The sequence below is a fragment of the Intestinibacillus sp. Marseille-P6563 genome (assembly GCF_900604335.1).
GTDB lineage: Bacteria > Bacillota > Clostridia > Oscillospirales > Butyricicoccaceae > Butyricicoccus_B.
The window spans coordinates 1501568-1522340 of the sequence record NZ_UWOD01000002.1; the positions used below are offsets into that span (position 1 = coordinate 1501568).

General features: G+C 56.8%; 24 protein-coding genes. 11 read left to right on the top strand and 13 right to left on the bottom strand.

Translation table 11 applies throughout. The features are described from left to right. The first annotated feature begins 113 nt into the window (after nucleotides 1-113). Nucleotides 114-455 carry a helix-turn-helix domain-containing protein gene (locus EFB11_RS15635; protein WP_122791224.1) on the top strand — a complete coding sequence of 114 codons (342 nt, stop codon included), beginning with the start codon at nucleotides 114-116 and terminating at the stop codon, nucleotides 453-455. Between the two features lie 92 nt (nucleotides 456-547). Beyond that, nucleotides 548-985, top strand: coding sequence for a stage V sporulation protein AC (gene spoVAC / locus EFB11_RS15640; RefSeq protein WP_122791225.1), 438 nt, complete (start codon nucleotides 548-550; stop codon nucleotides 983-985). 81 nt (nucleotides 986-1066) lie between these two features. Here spoVAC and EFB11_RS15645 read toward each other — a convergent pair whose 3' ends face one another. Genes EFB11_RS15645 through EFB11_RS15655 form a run of 3 tightly spaced genes read right to left on the bottom strand, consistent with a single transcriptional unit; the run spans nucleotide 1067 to nucleotide 3070 of the window. Further along, the gene (locus tag EFB11_RS15645) at nucleotides 1067-1255 is read right to left on the bottom strand and encodes a hypothetical protein (protein ID WP_122791226.1); all 189 of its coding nucleotides are present in this window, start codon (nucleotides 1253-1255) and stop codon (nucleotides 1067-1069) included. A 54-nt stretch (nucleotides 1256-1309) separates the two neighbouring features. Further along, the gene (locus EFB11_RS15650; protein ID WP_122791227.1) at nucleotides 1310-1726 is read right to left on the bottom strand and encodes a GNAT family N-acetyltransferase; all 417 of its coding nucleotides are present in this window, start codon (nucleotides 1724-1726) and stop codon (nucleotides 1310-1312) included. 3 nt (nucleotides 1727-1729) lie between these two features. Continuing rightward, nucleotides 1730-3070: a butyryl-CoA:acetate CoA-transferase gene (locus tag EFB11_RS15655; protein ID WP_122791228.1), complete on the bottom strand. Its 1341-nt coding sequence runs from the start codon at nucleotides 3068-3070 to the stop codon at nucleotides 1730-1732. Nucleotides 3071-3376: 306 nt separating this feature from the next. Between EFB11_RS15655 and EFB11_RS15660 the strand changes: the two genes are divergently transcribed. Together EFB11_RS15660 and EFB11_RS15665 are read left to right on the top strand one after the other, a co-directional pair. Next, on the top strand, nucleotides 3377-3994 hold the full coding sequence (locus tag EFB11_RS15660) for a hypothetical protein (RefSeq protein ID WP_122791229.1): 618 nt from the start codon (nucleotides 3377-3379) through the stop codon (nucleotides 3992-3994). Between the two features lie 5 nt (nucleotides 3995-3999). Continuing rightward, complete coding sequence (locus EFB11_RS15665) at nucleotides 4000-4830, top strand: hypothetical protein (protein ID WP_164706809.1); 831 nt, start codon at nucleotides 4000-4002, stop codon at nucleotides 4828-4830. 46 nt (nucleotides 4831-4876) lie between these two features. On the opposite strand, the gene ilvA is transcribed toward EFB11_RS15665, so the two are convergent. Further along, the gene (gene ilvA / locus EFB11_RS15670) at nucleotides 4877-6079 is read right to left on the bottom strand and encodes a threonine ammonia-lyase (RefSeq protein ID WP_122791231.1); all 1203 of its coding nucleotides are present in this window, start codon (nucleotides 6077-6079) and stop codon (nucleotides 4877-4879) included. A 178-nt stretch (nucleotides 6080-6257) separates the two neighbouring features. On the opposite strand from ilvA, the gene EFB11_RS15675 reads away from it, so the two are divergent. From EFB11_RS15675 to EFB11_RS15685, 3 genes are all read left to right on the top strand, one after another. Next, a complete protein-coding gene (locus EFB11_RS15675; RefSeq protein WP_122791232.1) occupies nucleotides 6258-7037 on the top strand; it encodes a hypothetical protein in 780 nt (259 codons plus the stop codon). After that, a complete protein-coding gene (locus EFB11_RS15680; protein WP_122791233.1) occupies nucleotides 7024-7584 on the top strand; it encodes a FumA C-terminus/TtdB family hydratase beta subunit in 561 nt (186 codons plus the stop codon). Before EFB11_RS15675 ends, EFB11_RS15680 begins: the two co-directional genes overlap by 14 nt. Before the next feature lie 97 nt (nucleotides 7585-7681). After that, nucleotides 7682-9124, top strand: a complete 1443-nt coding sequence (locus EFB11_RS15685) for a monomeric [FeFe] hydrogenase (protein ID WP_243115243.1) — start codon at nucleotides 7682-7684, stop codon at nucleotides 9122-9124. An 86-nt stretch (nucleotides 9125-9210) separates the two neighbouring features. Here EFB11_RS15685 and EFB11_RS15690 read toward each other — a convergent pair whose 3' ends face one another. The 7 genes from EFB11_RS15690 to EFB11_RS15720 all read right to left on the bottom strand — a co-directional run bounded on the left by EFB11_RS15690 (nucleotide 9211) and on the right by EFB11_RS15720 (nucleotide 15682). After that, nucleotides 9211-10014: an IS3 family transposase gene (locus EFB11_RS15690; RefSeq protein WP_243115175.1), complete on the bottom strand. Its 804-nt coding sequence runs from the start codon at nucleotides 10012-10014 to the stop codon at nucleotides 9211-9213. Nucleotides 10015-10064: 50 nt separating this feature from the next. After that, entirely contained in the window at nucleotides 10065-10379 is a 315-nt protein-coding gene (locus EFB11_RS15695; RefSeq protein WP_122791235.1) for an imidazolonepropionase, read from the bottom strand. 97 nt (nucleotides 10380-10476) lie between these two features. Beyond that, the gene (locus EFB11_RS15700; protein WP_122791236.1) at nucleotides 10477-11862 is read right to left on the bottom strand and encodes an MATE family efflux transporter; all 1386 of its coding nucleotides are present in this window, start codon (nucleotides 11860-11862) and stop codon (nucleotides 10477-10479) included. Between the two features lie 133 nt (nucleotides 11863-11995). Continuing rightward, the gene (locus EFB11_RS15705) at nucleotides 11996-12673 is read right to left on the bottom strand and encodes an HAD family hydrolase (RefSeq protein WP_122791237.1); all 678 of its coding nucleotides are present in this window, start codon (nucleotides 12671-12673) and stop codon (nucleotides 11996-11998) included. Further along, complete coding sequence (gene thiE / locus EFB11_RS15710; RefSeq protein ID WP_122791238.1) at nucleotides 12670-13299, bottom strand: thiamine phosphate synthase; 630 nt, start codon at nucleotides 13297-13299, stop codon at nucleotides 12670-12672. Before thiE ends, EFB11_RS15705 begins: the two co-directional genes overlap by 4 nt. 26 nt (nucleotides 13300-13325) lie before the next feature. Continuing rightward, nucleotides 13326-14591 carry a chloride channel protein gene (locus tag EFB11_RS15715; protein WP_122791239.1) on the bottom strand — a complete coding sequence of 422 codons (1266 nt, stop codon included), beginning with the start codon at nucleotides 14589-14591 and terminating at the stop codon, nucleotides 13326-13328. Nucleotides 14592-14644: 53 nt separating this feature from the next. Next, on the bottom strand, nucleotides 14645-15682 hold the full coding sequence (locus EFB11_RS15720; RefSeq protein ID WP_164706810.1) for a LacI family DNA-binding transcriptional regulator: 1038 nt from the start codon (nucleotides 15680-15682) through the stop codon (nucleotides 14645-14647). Nucleotides 15683-15965: 283 nt separating this feature from the next. Here EFB11_RS15720 and EFB11_RS15725 point away from each other — a divergent pair, with 283 nt between their 5' ends. Together EFB11_RS15725 and EFB11_RS15730 are read left to right on the top strand one after the other, a co-directional pair. Further along, the gene (locus EFB11_RS15725) at nucleotides 15966-16979 is read left to right on the top strand and encodes a Gfo/Idh/MocA family protein (protein WP_122791339.1); all 1014 of its coding nucleotides are present in this window, start codon (nucleotides 15966-15968) and stop codon (nucleotides 16977-16979) included. A gap of 174 nt (nucleotides 16980-17153) precedes the next feature. Then, entirely contained in the window at nucleotides 17154-18854 is a 1701-nt protein-coding gene (locus EFB11_RS15730; RefSeq protein ID WP_122791241.1) for a solute:sodium symporter family transporter, read from the top strand. Between the two features lie 102 nt (nucleotides 18855-18956). Here the strand turns inward: EFB11_RS15730 and EFB11_RS15735 are convergent, their stop codons facing one another. Both EFB11_RS15735 and EFB11_RS15740 read right to left on the bottom strand, forming a co-directional pair. After that, nucleotides 18957-19649 (bottom strand): LrgB family protein, encoded by a 693-nt coding sequence (locus EFB11_RS15735; RefSeq protein WP_122791242.1) that lies wholly within the window; start codon nucleotides 19647-19649, stop codon nucleotides 18957-18959. Beyond that, on the bottom strand, nucleotides 19649-20026 hold the full coding sequence (locus EFB11_RS15740; protein ID WP_164706811.1) for a CidA/LrgA family protein: 378 nt from the start codon (nucleotides 20024-20026) through the stop codon (nucleotides 19649-19651). Before EFB11_RS15740 ends, EFB11_RS15735 begins: the two co-directional genes overlap by 1 nt. A 220-nt stretch (nucleotides 20027-20246) precedes the next feature. Between EFB11_RS15740 and EFB11_RS15745 the strand changes: the two genes are divergently transcribed. Further along, the gene (locus EFB11_RS15745; protein WP_122791244.1) at nucleotides 20247-20549 is read left to right on the top strand and encodes a hypothetical protein; all 303 of its coding nucleotides are present in this window, start codon (nucleotides 20247-20249) and stop codon (nucleotides 20547-20549) included. A 2-nt stretch (nucleotides 20550-20551) separates the two neighbouring features. Beyond that, complete coding sequence (locus tag EFB11_RS15750) at nucleotides 20552-20749, top strand: helix-turn-helix transcriptional regulator (RefSeq protein WP_122791245.1); 198 nt, start codon at nucleotides 20552-20554, stop codon at nucleotides 20747-20749. The last annotated feature ends 24 nt before the right edge of the window (nucleotides 20750-20773 follow it).

The following is a 20773-nucleotide window of genomic DNA, read 5'->3' on the forward strand; positions in this document are numbered from 1 at the left end:
TTGTCAAGCGAAAGTGGGAAAACTTTTTGTGCGGGAAAGATGGCGGGAGGGCTTTGCACACCAGCCCAAGCTATGATACCATAAAAGAAAACGCAAGATAGGAGGGGACCGATATGGCGGGTTCGCTGCGGGTAAAACCGCTGCGGTTGGCGGCGGGACAGACGCAAAATGACGTAGCTGGTCTGCTGGGCGTGAGCCGGGAAGCGTATTCGATGTACGAATCGGGCAAGCGGCAGCCCGGACTGGAAGCGCTCGACATTTTGGCAGCCCATTTCCGGGTTTCGGTCGATTATCTCATCGGGCGCAGCGACTGCCCGGACCTGGCCGAGCCACTGACCGACGAAGAACGCACGCTGCTGGCCGGCTTCCGCGCACTGGATGCGCGCGGGCGGCGCACCGTGCAGGGCCTGCTGGAACTCGAAAAAAATTTGCCAAATTTGCCCGAACACGGCTGATTTTCGGGTGCATAGCGGTGGAAAAAAGGGACAAACTAGCCTTGTGCAATCGTTGGCCCGCTGCGGCGGGCACTGCAAAGGAGGCCATCCCCATGAAACTCAACCGCACCGAATATCAGTACATGCTCAAGAAAGAATCGCCGCCGTCGCCGCTCGGACGGGACATGCTGCTGGCCGGACTGATCGGCGGCCTGATTTGTGTGGTGGGCGAAGCGGTTTCGACGTTCTATAAAACGCGCGGACTGGACACCGAACAAAGCGCCGCAGCGACCGCCATCACCATGGTCTTTTTGGGTGCGCTGCTGACCGGTCTGCACCTGTATGACAAGATCGCCAAATACGCGGGCGCGGGCACGATTGTCCCCATCACCGGGTTTGCCAACTCGGTCGTCTCCCCGGCCATGGAGTTTAAAAGCGAAGGTTTGATCCTCGGCATGGCGGCCAAGCTGTTCACCATCGCCGGACCAGTGCTGGTGTATGGCATTTCAGCCAGCGTGATCTATGGTTTTATTTTGTTCTTTTTCTCCTAAAAGAGCCCCTTTGGGCTCTTTTTTTGTTTGGAAACATAAAAAAGGGACCGGCAAGACCGGTCCCTTAGGGAAACTCGAAATTCAGGCACGCAGCCCGGAAACGAAATTTTGCAGGCGCTCATAGGAGCAGATGCTGTCCGCGTGCAGGATGACTTCACCCTGTTCGCGTTCATTGAGCGCCAGATAGTATTCTTTGGCGCGCGGCTCGGCTGAAAGCAGGCTCTGCACGCAGTCGTACAGTGTTTCCTCGCGGGAAGAAATGGGTTCCATCTGTTCATCACCTCGAGGATAGTATATGCCTGTCCGCTTTTTTTATGCAGCGATTTACAGCGCTTTGCGCATCCAGATATGCGGGCAGCCTTCTTCGTCGAAGGGCGCACCGTGGGGCTGATAGCCCTGTTTTTCATAAAAACCCTGGGCGCGGATCTGTGCGGCCAGCGCCGCCTGGGTTCCGCCCGCCTGCGCGATCTGCTCCTCGGCAGCGCGCAGCATGGCAGCGCCCAGTTGTTGTCCGCGATGGGTCCGTACCACGGCCAGACGACCGATGGCATGACAGCCCTGTTCCGGGTTCCAGTAATACCGGCAGGTCGCGGTGGGGGTATCCTGCAAAAACAGGACCAGATGCACCGCCTCGCGGTCGGTGCCGTCAAACTCCTCGGCAAAGCCCTGCTCATCGACAAAGACCGCCTGCCGGATAGCCACCGCCTCCGGCGGAAGGGTGCGATAAGACCGGATGGTCATCGATTAGCGCTTGTTGGAACGCTTCCAGATGTTCATCTTTTCAGCGTCTGCGATGAGCTGTTCGCGGAAGTCCGGGTGCGCGATAGAGATGAGCGCTTCAGCACGCTCCCAGGACGACTTGCCCTTGAGGCATACCATGCCGTACTCGGTTACGACATAGTGGGTTGCCGAACGGGTATCGGTGACGATCGAGCCATTGGCCAGCGTCGGACGGATACGGGATGCGATGGTGCCGTCCTTCTGCTTGAAGGTGGATGCCAGGCAGATGAAGCTCTTGCCGCCCTTGGACAGGTATGCGCCCATGACGAAGTCCAGCTGGCCGCCGGTGCCCGAGATCTGCTTGGTGCCTGCGGATTCGGCGTTTACCTGGCCGTACAGGTCGATGTCAACCGCATTGTTGATCGAGATGAAGTTATCAATGCCCGCAATGACATGGACATCGTTGGTGTAGTCAACCGGGACCGATGCACATTCGGGGTTATTGTCCAGATAATCGTACAGCTTCTGGGTGCCGGCAGCGAACGCGTATGCCTGACGGCCGCGGTCGATGTTCTTATGACGGCCGGTGATCTTGCCTGCCATCGCGATGTCGACAAACGCATCGACATACATTTCGGTGTGAACGCCCAGATCCTTCAGGTCAGAGTCTGCAATCATCGCGCCGATGGTGTTGGGCATACCGCCGATGCCGAGCTGCAGGCAAGCACCGTTCGGGATTTCGGGCACGATCAGTTCGGCAACCTTGCGGTCTACGTCGGTTGCCGGGATGGAGCCCATCTGCGGCATACCCGGGTTGTCGCCTTCAACAATGCCGGTCACTTCGGAAACATGGATGCAGTCCTCCATGCCGCCCAGGCAGCGCGGCATATTGGTGTTGACTTCGACATAGATCTTGTCCGCTACGTCGCAAATTGCGCGCAGGTGGGAAGCCTGCGGGCCAAAGCTAAAGAAGCCGTGCTCGTCCATCGGTGCAACCTGCAGGAACGCAACGTCTACGTGACGGATGTTTTCGCGGTAGAAGCGCGGCAGTTCGGAATAACGCATCGAAGCATAGAAACCAGCACCGGTGGAGATGAACTTGCGTTCAATGCCCGACATGTGCCAGGAATTCCAGGTCATGTGCGCTGCCGGGTCCTCGATCTTGTAGATCTCGGGCACGCGTATCAAAACACCGCCGCGGAAGTTGACGTCGGTCAGTTCGGGCAGCCGCTTGGCCAGTGCCTTGTCGATCGCGTCCGGGGTGCCAACGCACCAACCGTAATCGACCCAGTCACCCGATTTTACGACCGCAGCAGCCTCGTCGGCGGTGGTCAGTTTCTGGCTGTATAAAGCTTTGTAATCCATGGGAAACTCCTCCTCATTCTTCTAAAATAACCGTTTTGTCAAAATTATATCAATGTAAGCGGGCAGCGTCAAGCGGGCGGGGCCGCCAAAACCAAATTTACGCAACATGTACACATTTTCCATGCGGGATTTGACCAAAAAGCAAAAGAAAAGTGTGATAAACCACGAACATTCGGAAAGGTGAACAAATAAATGGTATTGAATTGCAACTATGAATGCGATACAATCAAAAAAAGGAAGGAAGTGAAATATATTCAAGAATAAAAATGTAGTAACTTTTCAGAGTATAAAGAGGAGAGCGAGTTTATGCTAAGAAAAGTTATCTCTGGCCTGTTGATTATGACGATTCTATCGTCAAATTGTGCGATGGCAGTTTCCGATACCCAGGGACAAGAACCGGATTCGGCGACTCCGATTGAATTGGTGGAGTTTGTACGTGATGATTCAATTCCTGTACCTTATAGCTTGGATGAAATCAATTATTCGTATGAAGACTTGCGAAGAGTAGCAGTAGAGGACAACCAAGTTGGCGTATTACCTGGAGATATCATACAGTACAATAAAGAGTTATTGTGGGATCTTAACATTTCTGGTATGGAAGAAGCAGGGGAAATCACAAAATATAAGGATAATATCATCATAGGGTATATGACAGCAGAAAGCTATATAACGGCGACATATTATCCAAATGGTGATTATGAAATCTATGCAAAGCCCTTAGAACAACCGGAAGAAAATACTGTGATTCAGGTGGAAGAATGCAGAAACGGAGTAGTCGACCGCTATTTTTTGCGAAAACAAGTCACAATAGAGGATGATTCCGCTGCGGTTGCAGCATGGGCGAAAGGGGTGGCTTGTATCCTGCTGGTTTTGGCTATTACAAAAGAGAAGATAAATGGGAGGCTTATCAATAACAAAGGGTGAATGACATGAGAAAAACATGCAACTGGAAGTTCCTCATTGGGATATTCGCTCTTTTGGGCGCGGGATGCAGCCCGGCGTCGCAGGTGGCCGCACCTGGGCAGAATGCGTTGGAAAATACCCCGTTTTTTGCTTGGATGGAAGGCTATATTGCCCTAGCCGAAGGGGAAGAGTGGTCGCTGATGCTCACCTCGTTTCGTCCAGAGGGAACCAAAGACCCTGCACTTGAGCAGGCGAGCGCGGTCGAACTCGTGTTTGAGGATGACTTTTGCCCGATAGAAGTGATCGATGCCGAGGTGGTCGAACCGGGGGCACCGGCTCAGCAGGATGGTATGGTATTTGACGGATTGAGCCTGACGCTTTCGGCGGCGCAGCAGGGTACAGCGGCCTGCGAAGAGGTGATTTTGCATCAGCCCGATGGGAGCGAGGTACACCGCAAGATCGGCCGTCTGGTTTTTGATGTAGGCCCGGTCGAGCCGGAAACCACCGCGCTCGATACCTATCCCGGGCCGGCGGTCGCGACTTCTTCGGACAGCCTGGTCTATACCTGGGATAAAGAGGACAAAAACGCGGTCATCACGGCGATTCAGTACGGGGAAGATTTTGTGATTACCTCGGCCGAGCAGATTGCAGACAGCGAGCCGGAAGCAAACGGGCTTCCAGCATCTGGCCGCATTGCCCTAGATGCGTACGATGCTCCCTATCTCTATATCAAGGCGAAAATCACAGTACAGGATGGAGCAGGAACGCACACCGAATACGCCAGGGGTTGCTACTGCGGCACCGATTTTGATGCGGATGACATCGCAGCATCCCGAGAGCATAATGCAGCCTCTTAAAAAACGCATAACAAAAGCCTTCCCGATTTGGGAAGGCTTTTTGCATTTACGCCAAAATGGTGTACCCGTTTTTGCGCAGCACGTCCAGCAGGCGCTTGCCGTGCTCCTTGCCGCCGACCTCGCACACCACATGGATGATGGCGTCGCCGATGTCCAGATCGGCCTGTACACGGTCGTGGTTGAAGAGGATCACATTGGCATTCTGCTCGGCCACCAGATGCGCAAACCGTTCGAGCGAACCGGGCGCATCGGGCATAATGGTCGAGAACTTCAAATGACGGCCGCGGGTGACCAGACCCTTTTCGACCACCTTGTGGATGAACGACACGTCAATGTTGCCGCCCGACAGCACACAGCACACCTTTTTGCCGCGGATGTCCACCTTGTGGTTGAGGACAGCGGCCAGCGGGGCAGCGCCCGAAGGCTCGACCACCTGCTTGGTGCGTTCGAGCAGCAGCAGGATGGCGCCCGCGATCTCGGAATCGGATACGGTGACCATCTGGTCGACGTACTGGTTGATGTAAGCCATGGTCTTTTCGCCCGGGGTCTTGACCGCGATGCCGTCGGCGATGGTGTGCACCGAGGTCGAGGGCTGGACCTTGTCCTTGCCGAACGATGCGACGATGGCGTTGGCGCCTTCGGCCTGAACACCGATGACCTGAATGCGCGGATTGATCTGCTTGATGCAGGCCGCAACACCCGAAATCAGGCCGCCGCCGCCCGCCGGGACAAAAATCATATCGACAGTCGGCAGGTCGGACAAAATCTCCAGCGCGATCGTGCCCTGTCCGGCCATGACATCTTCGTCGTCAAAGGGGTGGATGAACTCCGCGCCCTCCTGCTCGACGATCTCACACGCCTTGGCATAAGCTTCGTCGTAGATGGAGCCGTGCAGCACGACCTTGGCGCCGTAGCCTTCGGTGGCCGACACCTTGGCGATGGGCGTCGAACGCGGCATCACGATGGTCGCCGGGACGCCGATCTGGCTGGCTGCAAAGGCCACGCCCTGCGCATGGTTGCCGGCCGACGACGCAACGACTGCCGACAGACCGCCTTCTTCATAGCGCTTCATGATTTTATTGTACGCGCCGCGCACCTTAAACGAACCGGTTTTCTGCTGGTTTTCATATTTCAGATACACTTCCGCCCCCGACATTTCCGAAAAGGTCTTGGACGAGGAAAGCGGAATGGTATGGATCACATTTTTCAGACGGCCGGCCGCCGCCTGGAAGTCGTTGACGCTTAACATGACGGTTTCTCCTTTTTAACTTTCAATTCCATATAAATATAGCATGCATGCACAAGGAATGCAACGGAAATTGGTTTTTTTCTCGCCCATTGCCACTTGTCAACGGCTCAGGGCGTTGTTATAATAGGATTGACAGAAATTAAACAAACACCTGGGAACAGAAAAAGGAGGGCCTCCTATGGGCGATCTGGAGATCGGCTTTCGCAGCGCAGTCGTCGGCGGATTCCAGCGCGACGATGTGCTCAAATATATCGAAGAGGCCGCGCAAAAACATGCGCAGGAAATCGCAGAACTGAAAGACAAACTGGACAAGGCCGAACAGGACGCCAAGAACCGGGCTGAAAAAGTAGCTGAGCTGACGCAGAAGAACGCCGGGCTGCTCGAGCGTCTGGGCGAGATGACTATGGAGTTGGACAAGGCCAAGGCCGATCTGGACGAGCGCGACCGTTCGCTCGCGCTGGCCGGCGAGGAGTCCACCGTACAAAACGAATGCTACGAGGAGCTGCATACGCAGTATAAGACGCTCGAAAGCGAGTGTGCCCGCCTGCGGGAGCAAAATCAGAAGCTGCAAGCACGGTCGGACGAATATACCGCCGCCCGCGACCATCTGGCCGAGATCGAGCTGTGTGCCCACCGGCGCGCACAGGAACTCGAAGAGCAGGCGCAAAAGCATGCGGCCCAGATCGAAGCCGATGCCGAACGCCGCATCGAGGCCATGAAGCGCGAACTGGAAAACACGCGGCAGGAATACAGCAACACCCTGCGCCGCACCCAGCAGGCCGCCGATGAGGCGCGCCGCCGCACCGAGGAGATCCTCAACCGGCTGGGCAGCGGTTCGGAGACTCCGACCGAAAAAAATCCACCGGCTCCGGCACCCGAACGGCATACGGCTCTGGACGATGTTTTGCGGAGCGTCAAACCGGCGCGCAATGGAGGGAATCCCAATGGCACATTATGATTTACATACAAAAGACCTCAAGGCCATGGCGCCCAAGCTGCGCGCGGGCGATACCGTGACCCTGACCGGTACCTTATATACGGCACGCGATGCCGCGCACAAGCGCATCGTGACCGCCATGCAGGAGGGCACCCCCCTGCCGTTTGATCTGGACGGCGCAGCCGTCTATTATGCAGGCCCGACCCCGGCCAAGCCCGGCCAGGTCATCGGTTCGGTCGGTCCGACCACCTCGGGCCGCATGGACCCCTATGCACCGGCACTGCTCGATGCCGGGCTGTGCTGCATGATCGGCAAGGGTGTACGCGGTCCGGGTGTACTCGAGGCCATGCGCCGCAACGGCGCGGTTTATATGGTCGCGATCGGCGGCGCAGGTGCAGTCAAAGCCGACTCGATCAAGGGCCTGGAAGTGGTCGCTTATGACGATCTGGGCTGCGAATCGGTCAAGCGGCTGACCGTGGAAGGCTTTACCGCCATCGTGTCTATGGACTGTGTGGGCGGCAACCTCTATGAAGAAGGGGTCGCCAAGTACAAAGCGCAAAACGTCTGAATTCCCGTTTTGGGGTCGGGCGATGCAATAGAGAGAGTTTGGAAAGAGAAGGAAGAGTTAAGTTCATGTTGATGAAAGTGGAGGAATGAAAAAGAAGATGAGAACATTTGAAACCGATGTGCAGCTGCTCAAGTATCGCGTACTCAAGGAAGTTGCCATTCGTGCCTTTGACGGCAACCTGATGGAGTCTTATTATGAGATTCCGAAGATCATCTCGCCGGGTCCCAAGGCTACCATGCGTTGCTGCATCTACAAGGAACGCGCCATTGCGCAGGAGCGTGTCCGTCTGGCGATGGGCGGCGACCGCCGCAACCCCAGCGTGATCGAAGTTATCCCGATCGCCTGCGACGAATGCCCGGTTGAGCGCTACACCGTTTCCGAATCGTGCCGCGGCTGTATTTCCCAGCGCTGCATCAAGAACTGCCCCAAGAATGCGATTTCCAAGGACAAAAACGGCCGTGCTGTCATCGATCTGGATGCCTGCATCGAATGCGGCCGCTGCGCCAAGGTCTGCCCCTATGGTGCGATTACCGAGCATGTGCGTCCGTGTGAACGCTCGTGCAAGGTGGGCGCAATTGCCATGAACGAGGAAAAGAAGGCGCAGATCAATCCGGATAAGTGCATCTCGTGCGGCGCCTGTGTATCGGCCTGCCCGTTTGGCGCGGTGATGGACAAGTCGTTCATGGTCGATGCTATCAACCTCATCCACAACGCGGTCGACCGCTTTGGCGAACGCAATTACAAGGTCGCAGCCATCGTGGCACCGGCCATCGCGTCGCAGTTTGAAGGCTGCTCGCTCGGCCAGGTGGCATCCGGTATCCGTGCGCTCGGTATCGACTATGTCGTCGAAGCCGCAATGGGCGCCGATATGGTTGCCGACAAGGAAGCACAGGAGCTGGCCGAAAAGGGCTTTTTGACCTCGTCCTGCTGCCCGGCCTTTGTTTCGTACATCCAGAAGCAGATGCCCGAACTGGCGGACAACATTTCGCACAACCTGTCCCCCATGGCCGAGATCGGCAAGTTCATCAAGATCAATGCCGAAACTCCGGTCAAGACCATCTTCATCGGGCCGTGCACGGCGAAGAAGGAAGAAAAGTGCAAGCCCACGGTCGATATGTGGATCGACTGCGTGCTGACCTTTGAAGAATTGCAGGCCATGATCGACGCCAAGGAGATCAACCTGTCGGATATGGACGAGACCCCGATCAACGATGCGTCCTATTTCGGTCGTGTCTTTGGCCGTTCGGGCGGTCTGACCGAGGCGGTGCTGCAAGTCGCCAAGGAGCGCAACCTGGACTTTGAAGTCAAGGCCGAGATTTGCAGCGGCATTGAAGAATGCAAGGTCGCTCTGCTCAAGGCTAAGGTTGGCAAGCTGGGCAAGAACTTCATCGAAGGCATGGCGTGCCCGGGCGGCTGCATTGGCGGCGCCGGCAGCCTGACCCATGAGCCCAAGAGCCGCATGAAGGTCGACCAGTACGGCAAGAAGAGCCAGCACGAAGGCGTAGAAGACGCCATTGAAAAGTACAAAGTCGGCGTATAAAACAAATAAAACCCGGTATGGGAAACTGGACTGCCCCAGATTGTGCGGACAGTACAAAAAAGAGCCCTGGTAGGAAAGATTGAGTTTTAAGCGGAGAGGCGTCGCGTAAGCGGCGCTTCTCCAGTCTTTAGCTGGATGCGCTCATGGTTGTAAAAGTAGATGTAGCGGTCAATCATTTCATTGGCTTGCGAGAAGGTAGCCGGTTTGTGGCGGTAGATGCACTCTGTTTTGAGGATAGAGAAGAAATTTTCCGCCATAGCGTTGTCATAAGGATTTCCACGTCTTGACATAGACGGCGTAATGCCGTATGTTTGAGTTAGCTCAAAATATGCTTGTGAGGCGTACTGAGCACCCTGGTCGCTGTGGAGCTGCAACTCCGCAGCGACCCTCTTTTTCTCTTGCTTCATTGCCAGACGAATGGTGTCCAGAACCAGATTCACCGTTTGTTCCGTTCCGGTTTTGTAAGCCACAATACTGTTGTCATAGAGATCCCGGATCATGGACAGGTACAGTACGCCCTGCCTGGTGTGGATGTAGGAGATGTCCGTTACCCATTTGCTGTTGGGCTTGTCGGCCTGAAACTGCCTGCTTAGCAGATTCTCGTACTTGTGGAGCTGCTGCCCCATCTGCTGCCATTTCCTGCGTCGGCGGATTTCTGAGAGCAGATCATATTTCTTCATAATTCGCAGCACTGTTTTTGGATTACAGAAAATATTCTGGTTCTTCAGCCATAGACACATCCGCCGGTAGCCGTAGGTGCGGAAGCTGCGTTCCCGCTGTTGTCCAATTAGTTCTGCAAGAGCTGCGTCCTTCTCCGGCTTACCAAGGCGATGGACGAAGGCATAGTATCCGCTTCTGGATACTCCAAAGAATTTGCACATAACTGCCACGGGATACTCTGCTCTGTGACGATATATGATGTGATATTTTACCTTTGCCCTCACTTCCTTCCTATGCAGTGCAGAAAATCCCGCAGCAGTTTATTCTCCATACGAAGTCGCTGGATCTCATGTGCCTGCTCGGTTACAATATCTCTTGGTGCGGCATTTGTTCTTGGCCGCCCTTGGGGCCGCGCAAGGATGCCAGCTTCTAACATACGTTCTTTCCTCCGTTCACGCTTAAGTAGACTTTTTATCACCTGCTTATCCTGAAAACCGTAATATTCTGCAACTTCCCGCTGGGTTTTCCCCGCTGCCAGCATAGCCTTGATTTCTGGCAACAGCACTTGAATGTGTGTGTATTTTCGTTTCTCCATGACAAAACCCCCTGATGTAGTCTATTTTCCTACATCAGGGGGTTTTTGTCACTGTCCATTTTTACTGGACCGGTTCAAACCATACCGGGTTCTTTTTTTATGCTTGCTGCGAACTGTTTAAAAAGCGGAGGTCCACACGATACGCGTGGTACAGCAGCGCATAGGAGATGATTACAGCGATCACTTCTGCGATCGGGAACGCCCACCAAATTGCGGCAAGGCCATACAGGTTGCCGAGCAGCCAGGCAGCGGGCAGGATGATGACCAGCTGGCGGCAGACCGAAACGATCAGACTGGCCATGCCGCGGCCAATGGCCTGGAACATGGTGGAATTGATGATGCCAAAGGCCGAGCAGAGGAACGACCAGCTGATCGTGCGCAGGGCCGGGATGCCGGTGTCCAACAGTTCGGCGGTCGCCGCTGCATTTTTGGTGTCGGCAAACAGCATGAGCATCTGCTCGGGGAGGAACTGGAAGATAATCAGTCCCAGGAACATGATGGCAAACGCTCCGACCAGGGATACGTAATAGGCGCTCATCAGGCGGCTGCGGTTGCGTGCGCCATAGTTGAAGCCCAGAACGGGCAGCGCACCCTGGTTGATGCCAAAGACCGGCATAAAGATAAAGGTTTGCAGTTTAAAGTAAATGCCCAGCACCGAAACGGCGATGTCGGAAAAACGGATGAGGATGATGTTCATGCCCGAAGTCATGACCGACACAACGCTCTGCATGATGATGCCCGGCAGACCGACGCGGTAAATATCCAGCACCGTGGCAGCCTTCCAGCGGAACTCCCGCATACGCACACGCAGGACCTTCTGATGCCGGAAAACGCCCCACAGGCCGATCAGCATACCGATAAACTGGCCCAAAATGGTCGCCAGCGCAGCGCCGACGATGCCAAGCTCCGGGAAGGGCCCAATGCCGAAGATGAGCAGCGGGTCAAAGATGATGTTCACGATCGCGCCCACAAGACCCTGGCACATGGGGATGATCATATTACCGGTCGATTGCTGCACCTTTTCGCACATGACCGAGATCATCAGGAAGATGGACAGGCCGACCGCGATGTGCGAATAGGATACCGCCTGTTCGAGCACGGCTGCCTTGTTGGTGAAGGCCGACAGAAAGGCGCGGCTGAGGAAAAAGCCGATGAGGATAAAGACCACACCGCCAACGACCGAAAGCGCAATGCCGTGTTCGGCGGCACTGTCGGCATCCTCCTGCATTTTAGCGCCCAACCGGCGGGCAATGAGCGAGTTGACACCCACGGCCGTGCCCACCGCGATGGCGATGACCAGCTGCTGGAGTGGGAACACCAGCGAAACCGCCGTCAGGGCATCCTGGGAATACTTTGCCACGAAGATGCTGTCCACAATGTTGTACAGGGCGTTGATCAGCATGGAGATCATCGCCGGCAGCGCCATGGAGAAGATCAGCGGTACCATTTTCATGGTAGCCATTTTGTTTTGCGACGCATCCATAGAAGGAGCCTCCTTTTTTACCAAAGCAAATGGGCGAAAAATCAGGCTGCATCGGAAAAATTTTCCCATGCAGCCGGAAACGCTCCCTCTATTTTAACGAAATCTTTACAAGAATGCAACCATTTTTTTGACGTTACGCCAAGGTTTTTTGGGTTTTTTTCAGAATACTGTCTTGCACCTCGGAAAAGCTGTGCGAAACCAGCCAGTCACTGGCTGCCCGCAGCTGGGCCCGACCGGCAGCATACCGGTCCTCGCACACGCCGCACACCGGAAAACCGGCCTGTTTGGCCGTCTGCGCCGCATAGGGCGCATCCTCAAAGACCAGACAGCGCTCGGGGGAGAGCTGCAACCGTTTGGCAGCATCCTGATAGATTTTCGGGTCGCGCTTGCCTACGCCCACGTCGTCAATGGTCAGTAGAAAATCGAAAAATTCCAGCATCCCGCGGTCACGCAGTGCTTTTTCCGCGTGATGACGGTCGGTCAGCGTGGCGACCGCCATGCGCACGCCCCGTGCGCGCAGCGCGTCCAACAGTTCATAGATGCCCTCGCGCGGGCGGGCCAGAGCCTCATACCGCGCGCAGATGAGCGCATCCATGCCTCGTGCGACCTCGGCAGGCGTCTCGGTGATCTCCGGATACCGGTCGCAGAAATACTGCGCCCCCTGATACTGGGTGCAGGCTTCCAGGGCGGCATAGTCGGTGGCCGTGATGCGTACCCCAAACTTGTCCAGATACCGCTGGGAAAGCTGGTCCCACACCTGCATGGAGTCGAGCAGAGTACCGTCCATATCAAAAATCGCGCCTGCGATCATGCGAGCACCTCCCCGGCCAGGGTGCGCAGGCGCTCGGCCGCCTGCTTGACATCGGGCTGGCCGAATACAGCCGAAATGACGCACAGACCGGCAAGGCCGGTGCCTTTGAGCTGCATGGCATTGTCGGCCGATACCCCGCCGATGGCCACCACCGGGATGGAAACCGCCCGGCAGATGGCGGCAAACTGCTCGATCGGCATGGGCTTGGCGTCGGTCTTGGTGGTGGAGCCGAATACCGCGCCCGAGCCCAGATAGTTGGCTCCCGCGCGCTCAGCCGCCTGCGCCTGCTCGATGGTCTTGGCCGTCGCGCCTACGATGGCGTCCGGGCCGAGCACCCGCCGGGCTTCGGCGATGTCACCGTCCGACGCGCCCAGATGTACCCCTGCGCCGAGCGCCTTGGCCACGTCCAGCGAGTCGTTGATGATGAGCGGTACGCCATAGGCCTGGCACACCGCCTGGATGGGCTTTGCCCGGGCAATGTATTCTTCGGTCGTGACATGTTTTTCCCGAATCTGTACAATGGTCGCGCCGCCTTCAATGGCTGCCCGCACCGCGTCTTCGAGCGGTGCACCATCCAGCCAGGTGCGGTCGGTAATCACATAAAGGGTCAGGTCTTTGGGGTTCATAGATCCACATTCCTTTGCAGTTTTTTTCAGTCGCCGGCGCGGCGGTCCACGAATTCGGCGCTGTATTTGGAGTACATGATCTTTTGTTCGCTGTACAAGCCGCGATAACCGGACAGCATATAGCTGACCGCGATGCACAGCGCAAACAGCGGCAGTCCGGCTCCGCCGAACAGCTCATAGGCCAGCAGAATGGACGAGAGCGGGCAGTTGGTCACGCCGCAAAACACCGCCGTCATCCCCAGTGCACCGGCAAAGCCGGCGGGCAGGCCGAGCAAAGCGCCGTAAAACGTGCCAAAGGTCGCGCCTACAAAGAAGGCGGGCACAATTTCGCCGCCCTTAAAGCCGCAGCCGAGCGTGACCGCGGTAAAGATGATTTTGAGAAAAAAGGCTTCGGGCTGGGCCTGTCCAGCCTCGACCGCCCGGGTGATGATATCCATGCCCGCGCCGTTATAATCGCGCACCCCGGTGAGCAGGGTGAGCAGCACGACCGCCGCGCCGCCCACACAGACCCGCACCCAGGGGCGGGGAATATAGCGGCCGAAAAACCGGGCGGTCACACCAAACACCGTGCACACCAGAATGGACACCGCGGCGCACAAAAGGCCGAGCGCTGCCGCCTGGGCCAGTGACAGGGCGGTCAGGCCGGGCGCACCGGCAAGCGAAAAGGCGGTCGCATGGCCGCCCATGGTACGCACCACCAGGCTGGCTACCAGCGAGGACAGCATGCAGGGAAAGAGCGCGGCATAATACATCACGCCCACGCTGCACACTTCCATGGCAAAGATGGCAGCCGCCAGCGGCGTGCCGAACAGGGCGGAAAATCCGGCGGCCATGCCGCACATCATCAGGATGCGCTCATCCTTGGCATTTAACCGCATGCGGCGGCCGATAAAATCGGAAATCGAGCTGCCCATTTGCAGCGCCGCGCCTTCCCGGCCGGACGAGCCGCCAAACAGATGGGTGATGACGGTCGCCGCGATGATGAGCGGCGCCGTGCGCAGGCGCAGGGGCGCGTTTTCGCGCACCGCGACCAGCACATAATTGGTGCCCGGGTCGCGGGCAAATCCGCACAGGCGGTACAGCCCCCAGATGAGCAGACCGGCCAGCGGAAGCAGATACAAAAGTCCGGGATGGGCCTCGCGGTATGCGGTCGCCCAGTTGACCGCCTCATGGAAACCGCCGCCCACCACGCCGATCAGACCGCCGACGATGCAGGCAAACAGCACCCACTTGGCAAACGACACCACGCGCAGCCGCCAACGTTCGAGCAAGCCGCGCCAAAAATCCAACATGCCGGGGTCCTCCTTTTGTTGTTACACAACCTGATTATAGCACAGCGGCCGGGTCAGGGGAAGGACGTTTCCAGCAGTTCCCGGGTATAGATGCTGGTGGTCACATAGCGCACCGGCTTTTTGGGCGGCCGGTCGTGGGCGAGCAGGGCATACAGCACCAGAATGGCCTCATAGGCCTGGGCGGCAAAGTCCTGCTCGATGACAAAATCGATGTCGCCGCTTTTGAGATAGCGGGTAGCCATGGGCGTCAGATCGTTGACGATCACATGGATTTTGTGCCGGGGACGGGCCTTGCGGATGGCATCGATACAGGCAGGCACATGTTCGGTGCCCATATAGATGCCGCGCAGGCGCGGGTCGGCCTGTAAAGCGTCCCACACCGCCTGATAGGTCAGGTCATAGCGTTCAAAGCATTCGCGCAGGGTCAGCCGCTCCCCGGCCACCCCCAACCCTTCCAGATGGCGGCAAAAGCTTTCCACCCGGCTGCGGTGCGAGCGAAATTCCAGGTTGCCAGTCACGGCTAAAACGGTGTCCTGCGGACCGAGCAGCCTGGCCAACAGTCCGGCAGCTACCCGGCCACTTTTGGCCAGGTCCTGGCCGACATGGCACACCCGGCGGCTGGACGGCAGATCGGAATTGTACGTCATCACCGGCACACCGCGCGCGGCCAGCTCGTCGATTTTGCCGCGCAGCAGCGCGGTGTCGGCTGCATTGAGCAGGATGCCGTCCACCCCGGCGTCCAGCAGCCGGTCGATGCGCTGTAAATATTCGATTTCTGACCGGCTGCCCATGGTTTCCACGGTCAGTTTCAGTTCGCCCGGCCGCAGATACCGCTCGGCCCGGCGGATGCCGCGGGTGGTCTGTTCGCGGAAATAAGTATTTTCCCACTGGGCCATCAAAAAGCCGATATGGGTCGCGTGTGCGCCCGCCTGGGCGCGGGCGGACGGATGAACATAGCCGGTTTGCTGCACGGCGCGCAGCACGCGCTGGCGCACCTCGGGTTTGACATAGGGGCGGTCGTTGAGGACCCGGTCGACTGTGCCGCGCGATACGCCGCACATGCGCGCCAGGGAACGGATGGTTGGTTTCATAAAGCACACCTCTCGGAATCGGATGCTTTCAGTATACCAGCATGGATACAAGTTGTCACATAAAAAAGGCACAGGGCACAGAAAAAAGCCTGCATCCGCCCGCCGCAAACCGGGCACATTCCATAAAAAACCGGCGGGGCAGGACAGCATTTTTCTGAAAAATCCGCGGATTTGTTGACTTTTTTGCCGTTTGGAAATACAATGAGCAACGATGAAAAAAGCAACAGCAAAGTTCCGAAAAATGCAAAAATTCCGGGATTTCTACGATTTGGGAGGAATCATTGTGAAGAAATTAAGAGTCGGCATCGCGGGCCTGGGCCGTCTGGGCAAGGTGCATGCAAACAATCTGGCCAATAAGATCCCGGGCGCCGAACTGGTAGCGGCCTGCTCGATCGTGCCGGCCGAACTGGAATATGCCCAGAAGGAACTGGGCGTCACCCAGGTGTATACCGATTTTAACGAAATGATCGCAACCCCGGACATTGACGCGGTGGCCATCGTCACCACCTCGTCCGAGCACTGCTGGCAGATCGCCGCAGCGCTGGATGCCGGCAAGCATGTCTTTTCCGACAAGCCTCTGGGCGTTACGCTGGAAGAGTGCCAGCTGGCCGAGCAGGCGGTCGAGCGCCATCCCGATTTGACGTTTGTACTCGGCTTCATGCGCCGCTTCGACCCGTCGTACGCCTACGCCAAGAAGAAGATCGAAGCCGGCGCCATCGGTACACCCTATCTGGTCAAGGCGACCGGCATTGACCCGGAAGCGCTGGTCGAAGGCTCCATCCGCTTTGCGCACACCTCGGGCGGCATCTTCATCGACATGGCCATCCATGACATTGACCTGATGCGCTGGTTCCTGGGCGCAGAGGCGACCGAAGTGTATGCGCTGGGTGCGACCTTTAAGCATCCGGAGTTCAAGGAAGCGGGCGACGACGAAACGGGCGTGGCCACCTATCGCTTTGCCAACGGCGCCATCGGTACCATCCATGTCGGCCGCACCGCACCTCATGGCTACCACATCGAAACCGAGATCGTGGGCACCGAAGGCTCGATTCGGGTCAGCCCGGTACCGGCCAAAAATCTGGCGGTGCTGTATGATACGAACGGTGTCGTGACCGAATGCGTCGAGAACTTCGGCGAGCGTTTTGCAGACGCTTACCGTCTGGAAATGGAGGAATTCGTCGATTGTGCCCTGACCGGACGCAAGCCGGGCGTGAGCGTGTACGACGGTACCGCCTCCACCAAGATCGGTTTTGCCACCACCGAGGCGTGGAAAAGCGGCAAGGTCGTTGCAATCTAAAGCGCCGGAATCGAGCGGTTTCCGGCATTCCCATCCCGCATAGACGCAGTATCCAAAATAAGACGAAAAAGCAAGCCTGCCGATGTGAGGCAGAGGGCAGGCTTGCTTTTTTATACGCAAAATCGGGCTGGATTCGAGAAAATACCGCCCGAAAAGAGAGAAAGGAGAAAGTACATGTTCATCTTACTGACGTTTGTGGGCTTCACCGCGCTGGTTGCCCTGATCTCCTGGTGGAAGACCCGCGAGGAAGATCTGACCAGCCAGGACGGATATTTCCTGGCCGGGCGCAGCCTGTCAGCAGGCGTGATCGCAGGCTCGCTGATGCTTACCAATCTGTCTACTGAGCAGCTCATCGGTCAGTCAGGGCAATCCTTCCGCACCAACATGGGCCCCATGGCCTGGGAGGCCACCGCATGCTTTGCGCTGATTATTTTGGCCAACGTGTTCCTGCCCAAATACCTGAAGGCAGGTCTTACCACCATTCCTGAGTTTTTGGAAAAGCGCTACGACAAAACGGTCAAGCGTATCATTTCCATCCTGTTCCTGCTGGGCTATCTGTTGACCTACCTGCCCACCGTCCTGTATTCGGGCGCCCTGGTCTTTAACCAGTTGTTCGGCATCGATACCCTGCTCGGCGTCAGCCAGTTGACCGGCGTGACGATTACCGCTCTGGCGATTGGCGTGATCGGCGCGATTTATGCCATCTTCGGCGGCCTGAAGGCGGTTGCCGTGTCGGATACCATCAACGGCATCGGCCTGATCATCGGCGGTTTTATGGTTCCGATCTTTGCGCTGGCCTTTTTGGGCAATGGCGACATCGGCGCCGGCTTCATGGACTTTGTTCAGAACCTGCCCAGTGAAAAGTTTGCCTCCCTCAATCCGGCCAATGCACAGGCACCCATGATCCCGTGGCCCATCCTGTTTACCGGCATGGTCGTCAACAACCTGTTCTACTGGTGCACCAACCAGTCGATCATCCAGCGTACATTTGGCGCGAAAAACCTCAAGGAAGCACAGAAGGGTGCAATCATCACGTCGTTCCTCAAGCTGGTGGGACCGTTCTTTATCACCATCTGCGGCCTGCTGTCCTTCCGCATGGCGCTGGCCGGCCATTACGACGACGCGACTCTGGAGGGTCTGCTGAGCAATGCCGATCTGGCATATCCGGCACTCGTTATCGAAGTCATGCCCAAGTGGCTGCTCGGTTTCTTCGCGGCCGTGCTGTTCGGCGCCATCCTGTCGTCCTTTAACTCGGCGCTCAATTCTTCGGTCACGCTGTATACACTGGATATCCATCGTCCGATTTTCAATCCCAATGCTTCCGATGCCCATTTGGTCAAAGTCGGCAAAAAATTCGGTACCGTGCTGGCTATTGTGTCGATCGGTGTAGCGCCGCTGGTGTCGTTCGCCCCCTCTGGCCTGTACGACTTCCTGCAGGAATGCTTTGGTTTCTATAATGTACCGATCATTGCGGCTGTACTGCTGGGCTTCTTCACCAAGCGTACCCCGGCCAAGGCGGTCAAGGTGTCCTTGGTTGCGCACGTCATTTTGTATGGCGCTTCCAAATTCGTCGTGCCGCGTACCGTGCATTACCTGTATGTGTTGGCTGTCTTGTTTGTCGTCAACCTGGTCATCATGGCCGTCATCACCAAGATCAGTCCGCGCGAAACCGATTTTGTGCTGGAAGATGCCGGCGCGGTCGATCTGACGCCCTGGAAGTACGCCAAGCCCATCTCGGTGCTGGCGATCATCTGCCTGATTGGTGTGTATGTGATCTTCTCGCCCATCGGCATCGGCAGCTTCAGCCAGGTGACCCTGCCCGAAGGCACGGGATTGGATTTGGCGTCGGTCATGGCGGCACTCGGCCTTCGCTAAATTTGCCCGCATCCGAACTTTCCTATAAAATGCATGAGTGCTTCCTCACGCGTACCCATGCAAAACCGCCCCGGTTTACCAAGAGAACCGGGGCGGTTTTTCTTATAGAAGAATGGCCGAGCCAACCGAGATGACCACAGCGGTAATCAAACCCGCGATGCCGATGGCAAGGCCGCTCATGGCGCCTTCGACTTCGCCGAGTTCAAGCGCGCGCGAGGTGCCGACCGCGTGCGAGGAGGTGCCGATGGCAATACCGGTTACGACCGGATGCTTGACGCCCAGCAGCTTGAGCGAGGCGGGCAGGAATACCGCGCCTACGATGCCGGTGAAGATGATAGCCAGCGACGTGACCGCCGTCAGGCCGCCCATGGACTCACTCAGTGCCACGCCGATGGGGGTAGTCACCGACTTGGGCAGGAGGGAAACGATTAACTTACCGTCCAGGCCGAACAGCTTGCCCAATCCATAAACACTGCCGATCGACACGAGCGACCCGACCAAGGCCCCGGCCAGAATGGGCAGCAGATGTTTTTTGAGCACTTCGAGCTGACGGTAGATGGGCACCGCCAGCGCAATGGTCGCTGGGGTCAGGCACAGGGTCAAAAAGCCGCTGCCTTCGTTGTATTCCTCGAGCGGGATGTCGAATACGACCAATACCACGCCCACCAGGATGCAGCCAATGAGCAGCGGGTTGGCAATCGGCGAACCGGTCTTTTCATTGATCCATTGGCCGATGGTAAAGGCAATGAGAGTCAGCGCCAGAAAAGCCGCTGGGGTGGTCAATGCTTCGCGCATTACCGGTCGCCCCCTTTCTGCGCTGCTTTGCGCTGCTGCAAGCGCAGCACCAGATGAACGGTGCCTGCCGTGGCAAACGCGGTCAAAAAGGTCGTAATCAGGCATACGGCCAAAATGGCCGCCAGTTGGCTGTGCAGTTCGGCATAGAGGCCCAAAATGCCCAGGCTGACCGGCAAAAAGAAAATGGCCATATTTTTCAGAAAAAAGTCCGCTGCATGTTCCACCTGGCGGCATTTGATGAGCCGCACACCGAGGAGGACCAAAAGCAGCATCATGCCCAGTACATTGCCGGGCAAGACCTTGCCGATTAGCACCGAAAGGACATCCCCCAGCACACAGATAGCCAGCAGGATGCCAAGCTGACGAAGATAATTCACACAAAACCCCTCCCAAACCCGCAACGCGGGAATCGTTCTTTTACCCAAAAAAGTATACGCCTTTTTGTGCAGTTTGAAAAGAGGAAATGCAGGAGATCAAACAAATTAAATTTGATTATAACAAATATGTCAAATCTTCTTGACATTATAAAGCTGATGTCGTACACTCAAAGTGTCAAAAAAATTTGACACTTTGGCGGAAAAGAACGGAGGGATCACGATGAATACCTGGATGATTTTGGGGCTGTTTTTCCTGTTTGCGCTGGCCGCTTTGGATGTAGCGCTGGTCGTTTCGGTGGGCCGGCAGGGGGATGAGCGGCGGCGGATGATTGTGCAGCGCGCGAGCAGCAACACACTGGCGGCGCTGGTCGCCTACCTGCTGTATTGTATGGTGGAAAACTTCGTGCGCGGTGCGGTGTATCATCAGGCGGCCGAGCCGATCAACCCGTTTGTCCTGCTCACCATCATCGCCATGCTTTATTTTGCAAATTTGCTCTATTATAAGCGGAAATACGGGGGCTGAATGTGGAAAATACCATTCATCAGCGGCGCAAGGAATTGGGACTCTCCCAGCAGGAACTGGCCAAACAGTGCGGCGTGACCCGCCAGACGGTCAATGCCATCGAGAACAACCGGTATGACCCCACACTCACCCTAGCATTTCAGCTGGCCCGGGTGTTGGGCACCACGGTCGATGAACTGTTTTGTCCAGAGGAAAAATAAAAAACGCGGGATATATCCCGCGTT

Bases quoted from the DNA above. Each gene is read 5' to 3' on its own strand.
- EFB11_RS15720 (WP_164706810.1), bottom strand. From the start codon at position 15,682: ATGAAACCAACCATCCGTTCCCTGGCGCGCATGTGCGGCGTATCGCGC.
- EFB11_RS15745 (WP_122791244.1), top strand. From the start codon at position 20,247: ATGAATACCTGGATGATTTTGGGGCTGTTTTTCCTGTTTGCGCTGGCC.
- EFB11_RS15700 (WP_122791236.1), bottom strand. From the start codon at position 11,862: ATGGATGCGTCGCAAAACAAAATGGCTACCATGAAAATGGTACCGCTG.
- EFB11_RS15645 (WP_122791226.1), bottom strand. From the start codon at position 1,255: ATGGAACCCATTTCTTCCCGCGAGGAAACACTGTACGACTGCGTGCAG.
- EFB11_RS15660 (WP_122791229.1), top strand. From the start codon at position 3,377: ATGCTAAGAAAAGTTATCTCTGGCCTGTTGATTATGACGATTCTATCG.
- ilvA (WP_122791231.1), bottom strand. From the start codon at position 6,079: ATGTTAAGCGTCAACGACTTCCAGGCGGCGGCCGGCCGTCTGAAAAAT.
- EFB11_RS15655 (WP_122791228.1), bottom strand. From the start codon at position 3,070: ATGGATTACAAAGCTTTATACAGCCAGAAACTGACCACCGCCGACGAG.
- EFB11_RS15635 (WP_122791224.1), top strand. From the start codon at position 114: ATGGCGGGTTCGCTGCGGGTAAAACCGCTGCGGTTGGCGGCGGGACAG.
- EFB11_RS15705 (WP_122791237.1), bottom strand. From the start codon at position 12,673: ATGATCGCAGGCGCGATTTTTGATATGGACGGTACTCTGCTCGACTCC.
- EFB11_RS15675 (WP_122791232.1), top strand. From the start codon at position 6,258: ATGGGCGATCTGGAGATCGGCTTTCGCAGCGCAGTCGTCGGCGGATTC.
- EFB11_RS15735 (WP_122791242.1), bottom strand. From the start codon at position 19,649: ATGCGCGAAGCATTGACCACCCCAGCGGCTTTTCTGGCGCTGACTCTC.
- EFB11_RS15650 (WP_122791227.1), bottom strand. From the start codon at position 1,726: ATGACCATCCGGTCTTATCGCACCCTTCCGCCGGAGGCGGTGGCTATC.
- thiE (WP_122791238.1), bottom strand. From the start codon at position 13,299: ATGAACCCCAAAGACCTGACCCTTTATGTGATTACCGACCGCACCTGG.
- EFB11_RS15665 (WP_164706809.1), top strand. From the start codon at position 4,000: ATGAGAAAAACATGCAACTGGAAGTTCCTCATTGGGATATTCGCTCTT.
- EFB11_RS15685 (WP_243115243.1), top strand. From the start codon at position 7,682: ATGAGAACATTTGAAACCGATGTGCAGCTGCTCAAGTATCGCGTACTC.
- spoVAC (WP_122791225.1), top strand. From the start codon at position 548: ATGAAACTCAACCGCACCGAATATCAGTACATGCTCAAGAAAGAATCG.
- EFB11_RS15695 (WP_122791235.1), bottom strand. From the start codon at position 10,379: ATGGAGAAACGAAAATACACACACATTCAAGTGCTGTTGCCAGAAATC.
- EFB11_RS15715 (WP_122791239.1), bottom strand. From the start codon at position 14,591: ATGTTGGATTTTTGGCGCGGCTTGCTCGAACGTTGGCGGCTGCGCGTG.
- EFB11_RS15680 (WP_122791233.1), top strand. From the start codon at position 7,024: ATGGCACATTATGATTTACATACAAAAGACCTCAAGGCCATGGCGCCC.
- EFB11_RS15730 (WP_122791241.1), top strand. From the start codon at position 17,154: ATGTTCATCTTACTGACGTTTGTGGGCTTCACCGCGCTGGTTGCCCTG.